Here is an 18641-nt window from a genome sequence, read left to right as displayed (position 1 = left end):
GATGCTCTCGACACCAGTTCCCAGGAGGCACCTGATGTCCGCAGCTTCCGTCGAGCAGCCCTTCCACGACGAAGAGCCGGTCACCCTCACGACCATCGCCGACGAGATCATGGAGCGCCATCCGGGCTACCGCGTCGAGATCATCGGAGGCCATCTCCTCGTGACCCCGTCCCCTGACGGCGCCCATGCTCGCGCGCTGACCAAGCTCATGCGTCCCTTCATGGCAGCCGACCTGGATGGAGGCGAAACCGAACTCCTTCAGGGCGTCGGTCTTTGGCTGCCCATGGAGCCGGAGGACTACGCCATCCCCGATCTTGCGGTCGTGGACGCCGATTTCGAAGACCGTCACGTCGAGAACAACGCCTACGAGCCGGTCTGCTTCCGCATGGTGCTGGAGGTGACCTCCACAAATTGGAAGAACGACCTGAAGACCAAGGTCGCCGCCTACGCCGAGGCGAAGGTCCCGGTCTACGTCATCGTGGACCGCAAGCACCAACGCCTCCACGTCCTGACCGACCCGGTGGGAAGCGGCTACGAGAACCACCGCCCCCACGCCCCCGGCGAGCTCGTCACCCTTCCCGACTCCATCGGCGCCAAGGTGACCCTCGACGTGGCGGAGATCCTCAAGGCCGGCCGGGCGAGGACGAGCGACTGAGTCGCGGCGGTCGCAATCGGCCAGCTCAAAATCGATTCTCGGCCAGCAGGTGTGCTGCCGCTGTGATTGAGGGGACCGGGTGTCACCAGACTGACGCCCATGCGCCCCTGAGGAGAGCCACCGCCGCGCTCGTGGCCGCAGCCGCCGCGCTGCTCCCGGTCCTCCCCACCGCCTCGGCCAGCTCTCTCCGGTCCTCGCCCACCAAACCTTCGACCGCCTTCCCCGCGGCCCGGTTGCCTAAGGCCACGGGTGGACCACTGACACCTCCAACGACACGCTGACGACGCCCGTTCGTCGTCCGGCCACGGCCGCGAACTCCGCGTCCAACTACGGCCGCGCCTTTTTCGTCTTCCCCAGCCTCAAGCCGGATGGCAACAGTTTCTGGGCCCGGCTTCGCGAACTCACCGACCTTGGTCCGGCCGCTCGGCGGCCAGTACGCGCCTACCCAAAAAGGTCAACTTCTACGACGTCGGCCCGACCTCGGTCCGACCGGGGACTGGACATCCAGGAAGACCTCGGCCCCGGCGACGGCCGGCACATGGCAGTGCGTCGAGTACCACCTGAACGGCCACCGACAGCTGCGTAACCGTTTACTTCGACGGCGGCGTGCCCGGCGCGACCTGACCGTCTCCACCAACCAGCACGGCCGCACATCGGACCCGTTCGCCTTCCCCAGTTGAGACGCCCGATCCGGCCATTCAACCACGCCCGGTGACCGACTGATCTTCGTTCAAGACCCCGGTCGGCGTGACCGTCTCGCGCCCCGTCCCCACCCCTGATATCCCCGAACTCGAAAAGAGCCGCATCATGCGCGCCCACCTGGCCCGCGTTGACGCGGTGCTCGTCCAAACCCTCATCGCCGCCGCGCTGTCCTTCGCCCACCTCCACGACGTCGCCGTGGCGGCCGGACAGGGCGGCTGGAAGGCGGGGGACTCCTCGGCCATGCCCACATCGGCACCGCCACCGTCTACGCCCACGTCCGGCTCCGTCTCCAGTGCGACGCCATCAGCGCCTTCGGTCGCGCTCTCGACCATCCCTGCCGTCATCTACTGCCGTCACAGCGCTCAGATGCCCCACCAGATAACGCCTGGTGGGGCATCTGCCTCAGCACATACCAGATCTGTCGCAGCTAAGGGCAGAATCAGCAGCTATCCCCCGGAAGGAATCCGTTGCAACAATTCCCCCTGGAGGAACTGCATAAATCCCGCGAAATCTTGCGCAATCACCTGCACGCCAGACGCTTCAACCTCATAGGCAGGGCCAACGAGAGCTCCGCCTTCGAGGCGGACGATCTCTCCCGTTCTTCGATCGGCAGCAAACAATGCACCGCCCCCATCGGAGCCAAATACCGCGATCTCTCTATCCGGTTCGCTAATCAACCGCGTCGGCTGAGCTCCACTCAGACCGTCAACGACATCCTCGGCGGCGTCAACAAAATACCCAACCCCGACATCAGGTAGGGAAATTCGCGCAACGTGAGAATAAAACTCGACCAAATCTCGCGCACCCGAATTACTCAAACCCGTCGCGAGCGAGTCACGGCCACTACGGTCAGCGGCTCTTGAAACACAATGCCCGCCTGGTGGATATCCATATGCGGCCTCAAACCCCGCGACGAACCGTGAGACCAGGCGCAACATTTCGTCGATCCAACTATCAACGCCAGAAATAGGCACCGTATCCCCTATCAATCTGCCCAGCGTAGTCTTCGATTTGTGCTCGCGTGGGGTTCGGATTCAAGTCACGGAACCATTTCCATTGATTGGTTATCTCTTGATGGACGTTGGCTCCACGGGACTTCATTCTACTGCCTGGAACTCCACGCATGTTGGACGGGGCGTCGAAGTCGAAGTCACTGAACTCCGGGTGGTTTCGATACTCCTGCGGGATGGCATGGTGGGCATCCCAATCATCCGGCAACCGCTTCATGCCGCTACGATGCAAGTACGCCTGGAACCGGCCTCGGTAGTTGCCGATGTCGATCGTGGGAGCTTCAGGTGCCTTACCTGCAGGACATCCGTTGCTGTTGTGAACGAGGACCGGAGTCTGTCCCGCCAGCACATAGTACGTATGCAGGTCATCAACCGTCAGGTTGTATGTCCGTGCGTGCTTCGTGAACGGCCGGTTGCCCGTGACGACGGCGGTGTCGCCGTCGTCCGTGAGCAAGGTCATGCCCTGCTTGAGGTCGGACGCCTCGATCCAGTCCTGCTCGGACGGGGACCAGAACGGGTGCTCGTGGGTGGCGGTGAGTTTTTCGACGCCGTCTTCGGTGGCTATGGACAGCTCGTTGAAGTACTTGTCGCTATCGGTACGGATGAGTCGCGTGACCTTCCGAGGGCCGGTCTCGCCCGTTTCGGGGTCGGTGGCCTGGACGGCCTCGCCGACCTCGATGTCCTCGATGTCCTGGGTGGAGCCGTCGGCCATGAGGACGTCGGTGCCGGCCAGGAAGCACTGGCAGTCGCGCAGCGGCTTGGCCCTGCCCCGGGCACCTGCCCCCGGGATGCCCCGCCCGCCCCAGCCGAACTCGAAGAAGCCACCGGCCACGACCTGCATGAAACTCGCGGCGGTGCCCTCAGGGCAGTCCTTGCCACCCCGGCAGGCCATGTACAGCCAGCGCTGCACCTGCCTCTGCTGGGCGGGATTGGTCCGATCGCCGAGGTACTCGGGCGTGGACCAGTTGGTGCTCCTCGTGCCCATCCACAAGTCGTAGAAGCGGTTGCGTACCTTCTGCCAGCCCGGGAAGCTCTTCTTGATGTAGACGCCCGGGAAGATCTGACGCTTGCCGGTTCCGGGAACGACGTGTTCGTAAGGCAGTTCCTGGTAGACAGGGCTCGACTTGGCCGGCTTGGTCACCTCGCCATTCGTGGCGCCGCCTTTGCCTTCGCCCCCGCCGCACAGATCAACAGGGCACAGGCCGGAAGGATCTGACTGGCTGACAGGGCTGTTGTTGGCGTAGGCGTACCCGTTCATCTGCAGTGGGTCCGCCAGGTCGATGATCGGGTCGGCTGATAGGAAGCGGCCCGACGTCTGGTCGTATTCGCGGGCACCTATGTGCGTCAGGCCCGTGGCCGTGTCGTCGATGCCCACGCCCAAGTAGCTGCGCTTGTTGGGCCAGGCGGCCGGCTTCGTGCCGCGGGTCTCGCCGTACGGTTTGAACGCGCGGCGGGTGACCGGCTGGCCGGTCGTGAGGTCGACCGAGGTGTTGGCCGTGCCCAGGTGGTCGGTGAGCAGCGTGCTGACCTTGTGGCCCGTGGTCGAGCCGTTGGTCGCCGTGCGAACCACCGTGGGGGCGCCTGGCTGTACGTAGGAGCGGGACGCACGGGTGATCGTGCCCGATGCGTTCGTTGTCACCTCGGCGTCGCCCAGGTAGAGCGTCGAACCGGACCCGGAGTTTTCCAGCAGACGGTTGCCGTCGGCGTCATAGACGTACGTCGTCTTCTTGCCGTCGTCCGTGATGGAGTCGAGCTTGTTCTCCGGTGTCCAGGCCAGTGTCTGTGTGGTGTTGTACAGGTCTCGGACGGTGGTGTTGCCCGTGGCGTCGTAGGTGTAGGCGCTGTCCTTGCCTGTCGGCGTGGAGCTGATCCACGTCATGGTGTGCGGCTGCGGCTTGTACGACGTCGTGCCACTGCCCGCGACGGTCTTGCCATAGCCGTACGCGTAGGTGAGGTCCTTCGTCGCGTCCGCCGGGTCGTGCTCCGTGAGCGTCGCCCGGTTGCCGAGCCAGTCGAAGGTGAAGGACTGGTTGTAGGCCGTCGTGCCCGTAGCCACGGTGTCCTGGGCGGGGGCCGCCGCCGCAAGCGTCGAAGCAAGGGAGTCGTCAGGGGTCGAGGCGTCCGACTCGGCATCGGCGGCGTCGGCGACCGGGCCCGAGGATGTCGCGTAGGTGGTGCGGTGGCCCCAAGCCGTGCCGTTCGCCGACTTGCAGCCCGTGCCGCCGCCGGTCGGTTCGATCTTCGACGTCCAGGCGTGCGTCAGTTCGCCCATCACGTCGTAGGTGAAGCACTGGGTGTCCCATGTGCTGCCCGTCGCCTCGCTGAGCTTGCGCGCGTTGGAGGTGATGGTGCCGGTCGCGTCGTAGGAGTAGTAGCTGTCCGTGATGCGGTGCGGGCCCGCTGTCTCCCGGTCCGCCACCGTGCGCTGGAGGCGGCCGGTGTGCGAGTCCACGAAGTTGGTGGTCCAGACGCGGTTCGGCTGTGCGCCCGAGACCGTGCGCAGCACCTCGCCGTAGGGCGAATAGGTGGCGTCGGCGGTGTACCAGGTCAGGCCCGAGGTCGACTCGGGCATACCGTCGCCGTTGTAGCGCGTGACGACCTTCTCCTTGGCCAGGCCGCCGACGGCCGGCAGGGCGACCGACTGGGGCTTGCCCGTCGGGGTGTAGGTGTACGCGTAGGGGTAGGTGCCGGAGAGTCCCGTGGTCATCGCGTTGGCCGGAATGACCGTTTCGCTGCCGGTGATGCGATATTCGGAGTCGTAGCCCGTGACGCGGTTGACGTAGTCACCGCTGTCGGTGTGCCGCTTGGACGATGCGGCTTGGCCGATACCGCCGGGGGCTTCGTCGTAGGTGTACTCCTTGACCGGGGTGGCGCCTGCGGATCCCTGCCGGACGTACCTGGGTCGACCGAGGACGTCGTACTCGGTGAAGGTCTCCTGACCGCGAGCGTTCCGGACGCGGTTCGGTCGGTCCGCCGTGTCGTACCAGGTCTCCGTGCTCCCCGTGTCGGGGTCTGTGGCGGAGGTCAGCCGGCCCCGGGCGTCGTAGGAGTACGACCAGACGTTGCCGGCCGGGTCGGTGACCTTGTCGCGGTTACCGCGGGCGTCGTAGCCGTACGTGGTGGTGCGGCCCGCGGTCGCGCTGGAGGCATCCTGGGTGAAGTGCCTGACGGATGTGGTCCGGCCGAGGGCGTCGAAGTAGGTGCGTGTCCTCGGGGCCGTGGAACCAGGCGGGTTCACCGTCTTGCTGACGGCGTCGTAGAACGTGAAGGTCGCGTACTTGTAACCGCCGCCCTGGTACACGGAGGCTCGGGCTTCGCGCTCCAGGCCGTCGTAGCGGTACTGGGTCCAGGACGGGATCAGCGAGGTGGATCTGGGCCTGAAGAGCGTCGTGTCGGGCTGGCCCTTGGCCAGGTAGGCGCCGGTCTTCTCGGCGACCAGGCCATGGTCGTTGTATTTGATGTCCGCGATGATCCGGCCGGGCCCGTGGGCCTCGACCTGCTTCTGGACCTCGCGCGCCAGGCCGTCGTAAACGGTGACTTCCTGAGCGTAGGAGCCGTCGTCCTTGAGTGTGCCGACGGATACCGCGGCGGGCTTGTTCGCGCTGGATGTGGCGGTGGCCGGCTGGTAGGCGACGACGACGTTCGGTGACTTTCCGCCGGCCGAGCGGGACGGGGTCCAACCCTTCACCAGGCGGCCGAGTGCGTCGTACTCGCTGCGCGTCACTCGGCCGTTGGCGTCGGTGACCGTCACCGGCAGGCCCCGGCCTGGGTCGTACGTCGTGGTGACGGTGTGTCCCTTGGCGTTGATCGTCTTGGTCGTGGTGACCGGACCACCGGTCTCGGGCGTGTATCTCGTCTCCGAGGTGCCCGACCCCGGCTCGGTGACGGTGCGGACGCGTCCGAGAGCGTCGTACGTCGTCTCGGTGGCGACCGAGTACGAGGTGCCCATGCCGTCGATCTCGGCCACAGTGGTGGGCATGCCCTTGGTAGGCACCGCGCCATGGGCCAACTTGTCGTAGCTGTACTGGCGGGCCGACTTCAGTTCGGTGGCCGGCTCAGCGGTGGCGTAGCCGGCGCAGGACGTACCGGTGGTGCGCTGTTCCTTCGGCAGGCCGATGAGCCAGGCCGTGGTGTTGTGCAGGTAGGACACCTTGGTGCAGCTCTGGTCCGAGAGGACCTCGGAGGAGCCGCTCGGCTTCACGACGGCTGTCTCCACCTGGACGGGCAGGCCGTACGTGTCGTCGGGCGTCGTGAGGGTGCGGACGGCACGCCAACTCGATCCGATCTTCTGGATCTCGTCCGACCGTGTGGTGCCCGTGCGATGGGCGAGCAGCGGATCGGCGGTCGTCGCGTCCTCGTTCTCACGGGCGCGGGACGCTGTTTCCTTGGACCACGGGAAGTTCAGCGTGCGCTTGGAGACCTCGCCGCCCGAGTCGAGGTAGGCGATGGTTTCGGCGGCCATGCCCGCGTATTGCGGTTGGTCGTCCGCCAGCAGTGTGTACTTGCCCTCGGAGTCCTTGACCTCGCCCCCCGTGCCCAGGAAATAGCGCGTCACAGACTGTGACTGGGACTGGGGAACGCCCGGCTCGGAACTGGTCCTGCTGCCCTTCCTGACCGTGACCTGCCGGTGTCCCCGCCAGTCGCTGTACGTCCGCAGAGCGGGACGCGTGAACTCGTCATCGCTCTTGGCCCACGCCGGGCCCGCGTACGTGTACATCGTGACGGTCGGTTTGCTGTGCGAGGTGACCTTGTCGGTCTCGGTCACCGACGACACCACGTACTTGTTGAACCAGGACTTCGCCGGGGTCTTCTCGTCACCGTCGGGTGACCAGCGCACCGGGTAGCAGGTGCCGTTGTTCTCGCCCTTGTCCTCGGCGGGTTCGCTCGCGCACCCGCCGGTGTACTCGACCTCGATGTCTCCGCCGTACTCGGTGGAGACCGTTCCTATGCGGGGGCGGGTGAACGCAGGGCGCTGGTCGCTCTTGCCCGTGAGTACCAGGTTGGGCAGCTGGCGGTCTTTGAGCCGAGCACGCAGCGGTGACGAGGCTCCGACCGTGTAGGGGGCGAAGCTGATGCCGTCCTTGGACTGGAGGGTGCCGGTGGTGTCGCCCGGGCCGTAGCCGGTGCGGGTGATCGAGTTGAGCCAGAGCCCGGGTGACGTGTCGTACCAGTCCTCCGGGAAGGACTGGTGCAGCGTGTACGTGTCCACCTTGCCGAGGCCGGTCTGCCCGGGACGAGCCGCCCTCGTGGTCACCGTGTCCAGACGCAACTGCGTCCAGAAAGAAGGGAACGGCGGACACAGCTTGGAGGTGGACTTGCAGTTGAGGTTGCCGGGAGTGTCCCACCACGGCCTGTACGCGCCGGGGTCGTCCGTCTTGGCGAAGTTCGCCGCGTCGCACGCCGACTCGGATCGCAGGCACCGTTGCTTCACGCCGAAGGTGACAGTGGCCGACGGTGTGGTGAGGGTGTCCGGGCGCAGCCCGTACTCGATCGCAGTGGGGTAGGCGTAGCGGTCGTACTGTTCCGGCGACTTGAACTTCTTGCGGATCGCGTAGTGGTTGGTCTCCTGCTTCCAGTTGACGATCATCGTGTTGCCGTTGACGTCGACGACCTTGTCGAGACCCCAACGCCAGGCCTGCCGCTTGCCGGAGCCGCAGCGCGAGTCGGCGAAGGCGTCGGCGTGGCACGGCTCCCCGGGGTGATTGCCGAAGACCGGCACGGTGGAGACCGAGGAGGTGTCGGCGTGACCTCCGCCCACGCTGTTCTGGCCGTAGTGGTACTTGGTGCCGTCGGTCGTGGTGACGACCCAGTACTCGCCGTTGTCGTCTCCGTTGCTGCCGCCGACGCGGTGCTCGACCCGGGTGCCGTCGTCCTGCTGTGGACGGTAGATTTCCGTGTCCTTCTCCGGGTCACTGCCCGAGCCCGCGTCCCGCACCAGCTCGGTCGTCCGGCCGTTGAGCGACATCACCGCGTTGTAGGACACCCAGCACAGGTCGGACGTCTTGTCCTTCTTGGCGGTGTTGTTGGGCGTGCCGGCCTTGAGCGTCTTGCGGTCGTCCCGGCAGGAGCGGTAGCGGCGCTCGATGTGGCCCGGGTCGTAGGACCAGCCCTCACCGATCCAGGAGGCCTGGGGCGAGGACACCGCGGTACGCCCGTCGACGGTGTGCGAGCTGTAGTTGAAGGAGATCGTCGGTGTCGGGCCGGCCGGCGGGCTCGGCACGGTCAGCGGATAGGACCAGTTGAAGGCGCCGGATGAACCGCCTGCCTCCCACTTCCCGTCGGAGGCGAGCGGCGTCGCCTTGAAGGTGCCGCCACCGCTGTTGCCGGAGTCGACCACGCCGACGACTGCGGTGCTTCCTGCGGCGGCCACGGGAATCGCCGCGGATGCCCGCTGGTAGGACGCCTGCATCACACCGGACGAGCCGGTCCCGGACGAAGGGGCGGCAGCAGGTGTGACCGTCCCGTCAGCCGCCGGGTCGACGGTCGCGGTGAGCGACTCTGCCGCCGTGTCGTTGGTCGTCTCCAGCTCCTCGTACGTCTGGCACGCCTCGTCGTCCGGCGTGGTCCAGTAGCAGTCGGGGAACGCGACGAAACGCAGACGGGACGCCCAGTCCGCGCCGTAGAGGTTCTTGAATTTGGCGTAGTCCAACTTGACGGAGACGGGCACCGATCCGCTGTCGGGTGCCTGAACCAGCAGGAGGGCGCCCTCCACTCCCTGGGCGACCGCCGAGGACCTGTCCGGGATCGTGACCTGCCATGTGCCGGTCGGCATCGGCTGGTCCGGGGCCTGACCGAGGCTGACGGGCAGCGCCCCCACCGGATTGAGAGCTGCCGGCTCGGCGGCGGCGGCCTTGCGGGCCGACGTGGGCGTCGTCGTCGAGCCGAAGGTGACCGTACCTGTCTGGTTGGAAGGCGGATTGATCGTGCCGGTCGGGGCGGCGAGCAGATCCTCGGGTACGTCGGCCTTCAGTGTGCTGAGGTGCCGACTGAACTCTCCGCCCGGAACGGGCTCGTCACGTTCGAGTTCCTCGAGCGTCAGTGTTTCGCGCCCGACTTCCTCCCTGGCCGGATCCGGGGGAAGGGCCAATGCCGGTGCGGGCAGCAGCCCCAGCAGCAATGCGGCAGCGGTCACCGGCACGGCGGTGAACGTCAGGCGAGGCTTGCGGGCATGCGAAAGTCGACCGAACACGGCGAGGTCCCCCGGACCACTGGAAGCGGGACCGGCGACGGACCACGCGTGACGACGTATCAGACAGCGGAAGATTCTGTGATCACCCTGTGAAGGAAAGCCAGAGATGACGCTCCGCTGTGATCATCATCACGGAAGGTAGCGGGTTGTTGCATGATGAATGCAGACCAAAGCGGAAAGCGATTCACGATGGAACACTCGACTCATATCCGAGTCTTGGCATGAACTGAGTCATTACGCAGCAATTGCTCGCGTGCATGGCCCCGGTTTGAGCGCTTCGCGGCCTTTGCGGGGAGCCGATGACGGGGCGTTCACCGCAGCGCGAGCCACCCTTCCTTCCCTTACGGGACACGGGGCCACGTTCCTCAATCCGGCTCCCGGAAATCTCCACAGGGTGACGACAGATTCCTCATAGGTCATCATCGGCTGGCCCGGCTGCGCCTTGTACGCGCCGGTACCAAGGGGGACTAGGGGGAAGGGGAACCCGCCCGATGACGCGCAACTGGCGCCCGAGGCCGGGCCGTCGAGGCAGTGTGGTGCTGCTCGCCACCGCTGTCGCCGCCACCGGCATCGTCTACGCGGGACTACGACTGGACGGCGGTCCTGCTCCGGACGACCGCGACCCCTGGTCGGGCTCGAGCACCGTCACGGAAGCCAACGCCGTCAGGCAGGCGGCGCGGACCGGGAAGCCCGTCGAGGTCACGGCCGACCGCACCGCCCGTTCCACGACGTGGGCCCGGCCTGACGGCTTGATGGCCAAACAGCTCCACTCCACGCCCATGCGCGCCAAGGTGGGCGGCGAGTGGAAGAAGGTCGATCCGAATCTGCGCCGTACGGGGAGCGGGTGGGAGCCGAAGGCCACCAACACCCGCATGGTGTTCTCGCCCGGGTCCGGGGAACAGGACGGACAGCGAGCGTCCCGCTCCACGATGCGACGGGTGTCCCTGGTACGGCGGGCAGCCGCTGACGCCGCCGAGAATCCGCTGGTCACTCTGTATGTGGGTGCCGGCAACGAGTACAAGATCCAGCTCACCTGGCCTGGCCCCGTCCCGACCCCGATCATCGACGGCAACCGTGCGCTGTACCCCGAGATCTTCCCCGGCGGGGACCTCGTGCTCACCGCCGACGACGACGGCTTCGGTCAGCTGATGGTGCTGAAGAATCGTCAGGCGGCATCCGACCCGCATGTCCGGCAGTTGGTGTACGGCCTGCACTCCGCGCAGCTGACTTTCCGTCTCGACCCGGTGACCGGAATCGTCAGCGCCGAGAACGCCGATGACGAAGAAGTCGCGATGTCGCCCACCCCGCTGATGTGGGACAGCAGCGGACAGCCGGCCGTCACCGATGGCGGTGTCGGAGCGACGGCCCAACCGACCGGGTCCGAGACCCCCGACCCGGCGGACACAGGCGGGCTTCCCGACGAGAGCCCGAGCCCGACCGCCGAAGAGGAAGCCGTCGAGTCCGACGAGCAGAGCGACACGGACGTCGAGGTGCTCCCATCGGCGAGCGACAGTTCTGCCCCTGAACCGGCAGAGTCGCCGCTGCCCTCAGCGCCGGCGGAACCGACTCCGGCACCGTCGCAGTCGGGTTCCGCCGCGACGCTCGGTCTGCCCTCTCTGGAGGGGCCTTCTCCCGACTCTCGCGGTGAACTCGTCGAGGCGGACCTGTCCACCGGACAATGGAGGCTCACACCCGACCAGGACTTCCTCGACGACCCGGCCACCACGTACCCGGTGTTCATTGACCCCTCCGTCAAGAAGCACACCCAGGACTGGACCACCGCCTACAACCGCCACCCCAACGCCACGTTCTACAACGGCAAGGGCTTCAACAAGGGCGGCACACATGAGGCGCGCGTCGGCTTCGAGTCCGACACCTGGGGCACCTCCCGCTCGTTCTTCAACATCTCCTTTGACAGGGACCTCAAGGGCACGAAGATCACCAAAGCCAAACTGCGGCTGCTCGAGTCCTACTCCTGGTCCTGCAGCGCCCGTTCGATGAGCGTGCACCTCACCGGAGAGATCGACTCCCACACCAACTGGAAGAACGCCCCGAAGCTCCACGACGGAAACAAACTGGCGACCAAGAGCTTCGCGCACGGCTACAAGTCCGGCTGCCGGGACGCCTTCGAGACCTTCGACGTGAGGAAGGGTGCGCAGAAGGCAGCGGACAAGGGTGACGACAGCATCACCTTCGGGCTGCGTGCTCGCGACGAGAAGTCCCAGTACGCATGGAAGAAATTCCATGCCACCCAGGACTACGCGCCTGTCCTCGAGCTGGTCTACAACCGCCGGCCCTCTGTCGTCTCGAACTCGCTGGACATGGGCCCGGACGGCAAGTGCACCACCACCAAGCCGTACGTCCGCATGGGTTCCGGTGCCCTGACCTTCACTGCGAAGGGCACCGACAAGGACAAGAACCTGGACTACCTCGACTTCGACCTCTGGCCGACCGGACAGTGGGATTCCGCCGGAGATCTGCTCGGCTCGACCGGCAAGGTTTCCGTCGGAGGCGATACCGGTACGGCTCTGCGGTCGACGAAGGAGTTCTCCACAACCAAACTCAAGAACGGGACCACGTACTCCTGGCGGGTCCGGGCCATCGACGATGCCGGCACGACGTCGTCGTACTACCCGGTCAAAACACCCTGCCGGTTCGTGCTGGACACGTCGGCGCCCCGGCCGCCCGTGGTCAGTTCCACCGACTACCCCAACGCGGACGGCAACCAGAATGGTTTCGGCAACGACGCCGAGGACGCCAACTGGTCGGCCAAGAAGTTCGGCACCGCTGGAGCGTTCACCGTGCGGGCCCTGAACAGCGACGTCGTGCGCTACGAGTACGGCTTCAATTCGGCCACCTACACCGGCAACGTCGGGCGGACGAGCGGTACGGCGACAAGCGTGAGTGCCGTTCTGTCCGGGGCGAAGCCTCCGACTGCCGGGCCCAATGTCCTCTACGTCCGGGCCATCGACGGCGCGGGCAATCCCTCTGATCCCACGAAATACTTCTTCTACGTCTCCCCGCGGGACCAGGCCGACAGCCCCGGCGACTTCACCGGCGACAAGCTGCCCGACCTCATGGTGGTGACCGAGGGCGGCAACCTGGCCATGTACCCGTCCCAGGCCGACAAGGACGACCTCGCAAAGGGCACCGGTGACCTGGACTACTCCATGGCGGGTGCCTATCGGTCGAACCCCGACAAGGACCCCAGCGGAGACGACCTGCCCCCGTACGTCCCGGCCTCATCAGGGCACTTCAAGGGAGCCCTGATCACCCATAACGGTGACATCTACGGCGGTGACGGCCTCCAAGACCTCGTCGTCCGCCTGTCCGGCAAGCTCTGGGTGTACCCCGGGGACGGCTACGGCGCCGTCAACGTCGACCGGCGTCAGGAGATCCTGCTGCCAGAAGGGGCCCCCAGCCCGGCCGACTTCACTCAGATCGTCTGCGCAGGGGACGTCACCGGAGACGGCCGCCCCGACTTCTTCGCCACGGTGCGGAACAGCGCCGGCACCGACGACGAACTCTGGGCCTTCACCGGCTACCACGGCGCGACGGTCGACCTGGCCGTCCGGCTCAACTCCTCCGCATGGAAGGAACGCGACCTGGTCGTCACCCAAGACGTCTCCGGTGACGGCGTGACCGACCTTGTCTACCGGTCCGACGTCTCCGGGAAGTTGTGGCTTCGCAAGGGCATCGCCGCTTCCGGTGGCGGAGTCGATCTCGGTTCTCTGGCCACGGCGGCGAATTCCTCGGGCGGTGAGGACAACGAATACGGCGCCTCCGGATGGTCGAGCAGCGCCATGCCCCATCTGATGGGCACGCCGAGCGCCAACGGCGACACGGTCCCCGACATCTGGGCCGTCCGGGCCGATGGATCCGTGCGCTTCCACGCCGGCGGCAAGACCGCTCTGAGCGGCTCGGGTACGGAGGTCATCGCCCGGGCGGACTACTGGAAGACCCGTATCGGCATCGGGTGACGCGCTGAGTTACCGGTCGAGGGCTGCCCCTTCAAAGGAGCAGCCCTCGACCCGTTCACAGCTGCCTCAAGATCCTTGAGCACGTGATCTTCGCGTCACCTGTCGGCATCATCGCCTTGCTCAGGATCACCGCCGGCAGGCGGTCGCCTTCGTAGGGGAGGTGCCCCGGCGTCGGGACCGCAGGGGCGCCCTGCCACCAGCAGAAGGCCATTCCCGCGACGGCCCGCTCGGCCAGGGCCGCTCCGCCGTCGTCTCGACGACGAACGTCACCTTCCCCTGCCGACGACCGCACAAGGCACCCCTGACCATCAACCGCCGACCACGTGTTGAACATGTTCAAAAGTAGGTCTAGAGTCATCCCCGACAGCTTTTGAACGTGTTCAAGAAGGGTGGGGCCATGGACCGCACTGTCATTGCCTACGTCATCTACCTGCTGGTCAGCATCGGTCTGACCGTTTGGGTGGCCCGCACGCTCAGCCACAACGGGAGGGTCTTCCTCGCCGACGTGCTGCACGGCAACGAGAAGCTCGCCGACGCCGTCAACCACCTCCTGGTGGTCGGCTTCTACCTCGTCAACCTCGGGTTCGTCGCGCTGTATCTGAGCGACGACGAGACCATCACCGACGCGCGCGGCATCTTCGAGGCTCTGTCGACCAAGCTCGGCGTGGTGCTGCTGGTCCTGGGCGTGATGCACCTGGGCAACGTCTACGTGCTCAACCGGATCCGGCGCCGGGGCGCCATGGAGCGGGAGCAGGTCCCGCCGGTGCCGCCGCAGGGCTGGGTCGCCCCGCAGGCGCAGGCCTGAGCGGACAGTGGAGAACGGCATGAACGCCACCGCACCGGTCCGCCGTCTCACCGTCCTGTACGACGCCGAGTGCTCCCTGTGCGCGTTCCTGCGCGACTGGCTCCTGCGGCAGCCGAAGCTGGTGCCGCTGGAGCTGGTCCCGGCCGCCTCCGAGGAGGCCCGGCGGCGCTTCCCCGGCCTCGACCACGGCGCCACCCTCGACGAGATCACCGTCATCGGCGACGCCGGGCAGGTCTACCGGGGCCCTGCCGCCTGGGTGGTCACCCTGTGGGCGCTGCGCGAGCACCGGCCGCTCGCCCACCGGCTGAGCACCCCGGCCGGTGCCCGGCTGGCCAAGGGCGCGATGCTCGCCGCCGCCAAGTGGCGCGGGGCACAGGGGCACCGGGGGCAGCGCGGCGGCGCGCAGTGGGGCGGCCAGGTGTACCGGCGCGCGGACGGCTGGTCGTACGCCCCCGGCAGCGGATGGAGCTACACCGCGCCGGGCTGCGCCGACGGCACCTGCGCCCCCCGGTAGCCGCGCCGGTGCTGACGTTAGGCTCTCTTCCCGTGCCCGCGATGAACGACGGCCCCGACGACGGCGCCACCCCCACCAAGTCCGAGCAGACCCGCGCCCTGATCCTGGAGACGGCCATGCGGCTGTTCCAGGAGCGCGGCTACGACAAGACGACGATGCGGGCCATCGCCAAGGAGGCCGGGGTCTCCGTCGGCAACGCGTACTACTACTTCGCCGGCAAGGAGCACCTGATCCAGGGCTTCTACGACCGGATCGCCGCCGAGCACCAGGTGGCGGTCCGGGAGATCCTGGACCGGGAGCGCGACCTGGAGGCCCGGCTGGCGGGCGTGCTGCGGGCCTGGCTGGACATCGCCGCGCCCTACCACGAGTTCGCGGTGCAGTTCTTCAAGAACGCCGCCGATCCCGACAGCCCGCTCAGCCCCTTCTCCCCCGAGTCGGAGCACGCGCGCGAGGAGGCCATCAGCGTCCACCGGGAGGTGCTCGCCGGGGCCACCAAGACCAAGGTGCCCGAGGAACTGCGGGAGGTTCTGCCCGAGTTGATGTGGCTGTCCCAGATGGGGCTCGTCCTGTACTGGATCTTCGACCGCACCGAGGGGCGCGAGCGCAGCTACCGGCTGGCCGAGCGCGGCGCCCGGCTCACCGCGCGGGGCGTCGCCCTGGCCCGCTTCCGGGTGCTGCGGCCGCTCGTGCGCGAGGTGCACGAGCTGTTCACGGAGTTCCTGCCGGGGATGACGAACGCCATCCCCGATCCGGCGGCCCGGCGGCGCGCCGACCCCTGAGCCGCGGGCGGACGGGACGTCAGAGCGCGGTCAGGCTCCACAGGCGGAACACCCCCGTGCCGTCCGACAGGTACTGGCCGCCGCCGACGTCCTCGGTGGTGACGACGTACTCCTTGGCCTGCCACAGCGGCAGCACCGGGACGTCCTGGGCGACGGTCTGCTGCACCGAGCGGAAGTCCTGGTCGGCCTCGGTCCGCTCCGCGTAGCGCCTGCTGTCCGTGATGAGCCGGTCGACGGTCTTGCTGCTGTAGCCGGTGTTCATGGCGCTGCCGGTGCCGACGAGCGCGGCGCCGAAGGTGTCCGGGTCGGGGAAGTCGGCGACCCAGCCGACGGCGTACGCGTCGAGCTTGCCGCTCGCCCACTGCTTCTGGAAGGCCGTCCACTCGTAGCCCTTGAGGGTGACCTTGAACAGGCCGCTCGCCTCCAGCTCCCTCTTGATCTCGGCGCCCTCCTGCTCGCCGGCCCCGCGGCCCTCGGCGTAGCCGTAGGTGAAGTGCACCGGCAGGCTCACACCGGCCCGGGTGAGCAGGTGCCGGGCCTTCTTCCGGTCCGGCTTCGGGTAGTCGTCGAAGAAGGAGGCGGTGTGTCCGGTGAGACCGGCCGGGATCAGGGAGTACAGCGGATCGACGGTGCCGTCGTAGACGGTGGCGGCCAGCCGCTCGCGGTCGACCAGCCAGGCGATGGCCCGGCGGACCTTCGGCTCGTGCAGCGGCTTGCCCGCGCGGGTGTTGAAGTACAGGTTGCGGGTCTCGGACCCGTCGGCCTCGTAGACGCGCTGGGTGGGGTCGCTCGGGTTGAGACCGGCCAGGACGCCGGGCGGCAGCTGGTCGGTGGCGACCTCGACCTGCCGGTCTTTCCAGGCGGTGTCGAGGGCCTCGGGGGTCGCGTAGTAGCGCAGTTCGACGGGCTTGCCGGTGCCGCTGACGGCGCCCCGGTAGTGCTGGTTGGGCGCGAGGACCGCGTCCCGGTCCTTCTGGTACGAGGTGAGGGTGTACGGGCCCGTGCCGTCGACGCGGTCGCCGGTGCGCAGCGTGTCCGCCTGGTACGCGGTGTGGTCGACGATCGAGCCGGCGCCGGTGGCCACCTTGAAGGGGAACGTCGCGTCCGGCGAGGTCAGGTGGAAGGTGACGGTCATGCCGTCGGCGGCGACGGAGCCGAGCGTGCCGAACAGGGACGCCGGGCCGACCGGGGCCTTGATCTTCAGGATCCGGTCGAAGGAGTACTTCACGTCCTCGGCGTTCATCGCCCGGCCGCTCGGGAAGGTGAGGCCGTCGCGCAGCTCGCAGCGGTAGGTGGTGAGGTCGCCCCGGACGAACGCGCAGCTCTTCGCCGCGTCCGGCACGGGGGCGGTGCCGCCCGGCGCGAAGGTCAGCAGCGACTGGAAGACGTTGCTGAACAGCGCCCAGGAGCCCGCGTCGTAGGCGCCGGCGGGGTCGAGCGAGGTGACGCCGTCCGTCGTGCCGACCGTGATGGTCTTCGCGTCGCCCTTCGACGGCAGGAGCTGCCAGGCGCCCACGCCCGCGGCGGCCAGGACGAGCAGCCCCGCGAGTATCCGTATGCGAACCGATCGCATCGGCTGTGCCCTCCCCAGGCCCTTTGAGGCCCGTTGAGGCCCTTGTGCGTATGCCACACCCTTCGTGGCGGGCTCACCCAATCACAGGATTTCGAGCAGGGGGAAGGGAGATCTGATGAGTTGGGAAAGACCTTACCGATGGGCGTTTCAGGCTGATTTCACAGCGTTCCCACAGGGTGCGCGGTCAGGCTTGCGCGCGGTCAGGCCTGCCTCGACGCCAGCTCGATCAGGGTGATGTCCGACGGGGCGCCCACGCGGGTGGGCGGGCCCCAGGCGCCGGCGCCGCGCGAGACGTAGAGCTGGGTGTCGCCGTAGCGGTCCAGGCCCGCGAGGGTGGGGTTGGCGCCGGAGGCGATGAGGTTGCCGGGCCAGAGCTGGCCGCCGTGGGTGTGGCCGGAGAGCTGGAGGTCGACGCCGTGCTCGACGGCGTCGTGGATCTGGACGGGCTGGTGGGCGAGCAGGACGCACGCGCGTGCGGTGTCCCGGTCGCCGAGCGCCTTCGCGAAGTCGGGGCCCTGGCCCTCCTCCTCGCCGGCCACGTCGTTGACACCGGCCAGGTCGAAGTGGGGCATCTCCCGGCGGGCGTTCTCCAGGGGGTCGATACCCAGGCGGCGGACCTCCTCGACCCACTGCTCGGCGCCGGAGAAGTACTCGTGGTTGCCGGTGACGAAGTAGGAGCCGTGACGGGCCCTCAGCTGCGCGAGCGGGGCGGCCGCCGGGCCCAGGTCCTTCACGCTGCCGTCGACCAGGTCACCGACGACCGCGATCAGGTCGGGCTGGGTCGAGTTGATCGTGTCGACGACCTTCTGTGCGAAGCCGCGTCCCAGGACCGGGCCGAGGTGCACGTCGCTGACCACGGCGATCCGGTACCCGTGCGCGGCGCGCGGCAGCTTGGCCAGGGGCACGGTCACCCGCTTGACCTTCGGCCCGCGCAGCACGCCGTACGTCCCGTACCCCACGGTCCCGACGGCGGCCGCCGCGGCGGCCCCGGCGACGACGCGGGAGACGAAGAGGCGACGGGAGGGGCCGGTGGGGGTGGGGATGGCGGCGCCGGTCGGCTCCGGGGACGCCTCGGGCGACGCGTCCGGGCCCGGCCCGCTCGCCGGGTGGAGGCCGGTGGCGGCGGCGCCGCGGCCGGAGTGCGAGGCGGCTGCGGGCGCAGGTGCGTGGGTGCTTCCGCCGCCCGGCCGGGAGCCTGCCACGGCCTCGGACGCGACGGCCGGACCACTGCTGCCAGCCTGCGCCGCGGCGGTCGTGGCCGTGGACTCGCCGACGCCACGGCCAGGATGTGAAGCGGCTGCGGACGCAGGTACATGGCCGGCGCCGCCGCCCGGCCGGGAGCCTGCCACGGCCTCGGACGCGGCGGCCGGACCGCTGCCGTCAGTCCGCGGCGCGGCGGTCGCGCCGACGCCACCATCGCGCCGCGAAGCGGCT

At 68.0% G+C, this 18641-nt stretch carries 9 protein-coding genes and 1 pseudogene; 7 read left to right on the top strand and 3 right to left on the bottom strand.

Annotated elements, in window-relative coordinates:
* Window positions 1–34: 34 nt before the first annotated feature.
* The 3 genes and pseudogenes from GTY56_RS36025 (at window position 35) to GTY56_RS40195 (ending at window position 2115) form a co-directional block, all read left to right on the top strand.
* Window positions 35–655, top strand: a complete 621-nt coding sequence (locus GTY56_RS36025) for a Uma2 family endonuclease (protein WP_161369481.1) — start codon at window positions 35–37, stop codon at window positions 653–655.
* An 807-nt stretch (window positions 656–1462) separates the two neighbouring features.
* Window positions 1463–1582: pseudogene (locus GTY56_RS36020) on the top strand (DUF2637 domain-containing protein); the annotation flags it as partial.
* 242 nt (window positions 1583–1824) lie between these two features.
* Window positions 1825–2115 carry a hypothetical protein gene (locus GTY56_RS40195; protein WP_202511206.1) on the top strand — a complete coding sequence of 97 codons (291 nt, stop codon included), beginning with the start codon at window positions 1825–1827 and terminating at the stop codon, window positions 2113–2115.
* 196 nt (window positions 2116–2311) lie between these two features.
* On the opposite strand, the gene GTY56_RS36015 is transcribed toward GTY56_RS40195, so the two are convergent.
* Entirely contained in the window at window positions 2312–9505 is a 7194-nt protein-coding gene (locus tag GTY56_RS36015) for a polymorphic toxin-type HINT domain-containing protein (protein ID WP_161369480.1), read from the bottom strand.
* A 542-nt stretch (window positions 9506–10047) separates the two neighbouring features.
* Between GTY56_RS36015 and GTY56_RS36010 the strand changes: the two genes are divergently transcribed.
* From GTY56_RS36010 to GTY56_RS35995, 4 genes are all read left to right on the top strand, one after another.
* Window positions 10048–13536 carry a DNRLRE domain-containing protein gene (locus GTY56_RS36010; protein WP_161369479.1) on the top strand — a complete coding sequence of 1163 codons (3489 nt, stop codon included), beginning with the start codon at window positions 10048–10050 and terminating at the stop codon, window positions 13534–13536.
* 397 nt (window positions 13537–13933) lie between these two features.
* Window positions 13934–14341 (top strand): hypothetical protein, encoded by a 408-nt coding sequence (locus tag GTY56_RS36005; RefSeq protein ID WP_107455803.1) that lies wholly within the window; start codon window positions 13934–13936, stop codon window positions 14339–14341.
* Between the two features lie 19 nt (window positions 14342–14360).
* Entirely contained in the window at window positions 14361–14855 is a 495-nt protein-coding gene (locus GTY56_RS36000; protein ID WP_161369478.1) for a thiol-disulfide oxidoreductase DCC family protein, read from the top strand.
* Between the two features lie 32 nt (window positions 14856–14887).
* Window positions 14888–15634, top strand: coding sequence for a TetR family transcriptional regulator (locus GTY56_RS35995; protein WP_161369477.1), 747 nt, complete (start codon window positions 14888–14890; stop codon window positions 15632–15634).
* Window positions 15635–15653: 19 nt separating this feature from the next.
* Here the strand turns inward: GTY56_RS35995 and GTY56_RS35990 are convergent, their stop codons facing one another.
* Window positions 15654–17207 carry an ABC transporter substrate-binding protein gene (locus GTY56_RS35990; RefSeq protein ID WP_161369476.1) on the bottom strand — a complete coding sequence of 518 codons (1554 nt, stop codon included), beginning with the start codon at window positions 17205–17207 and terminating at the stop codon, window positions 15654–15656.
* 200 nt (window positions 17208–17407) lie between these two features.
* A partial coding sequence (locus GTY56_RS35985) for a metallophosphoesterase (protein ID WP_237525187.1) occupies window positions 17408–18641 on the bottom strand: 1234 nt, incomplete at its 5' end.

The organism is Streptomyces sp. SID5643, assembly GCF_009872555.1.
Taxonomy (GTDB): Bacteria; Actinomycetota; Actinomycetes; order Streptomycetales; family Streptomycetaceae; genus Streptomyces; species Streptomyces iakyrus.
The sequence above is the reverse complement of the archived record's forward strand: the minus strand, read 5'-3'. Positions and strand labels throughout refer to the sequence as shown.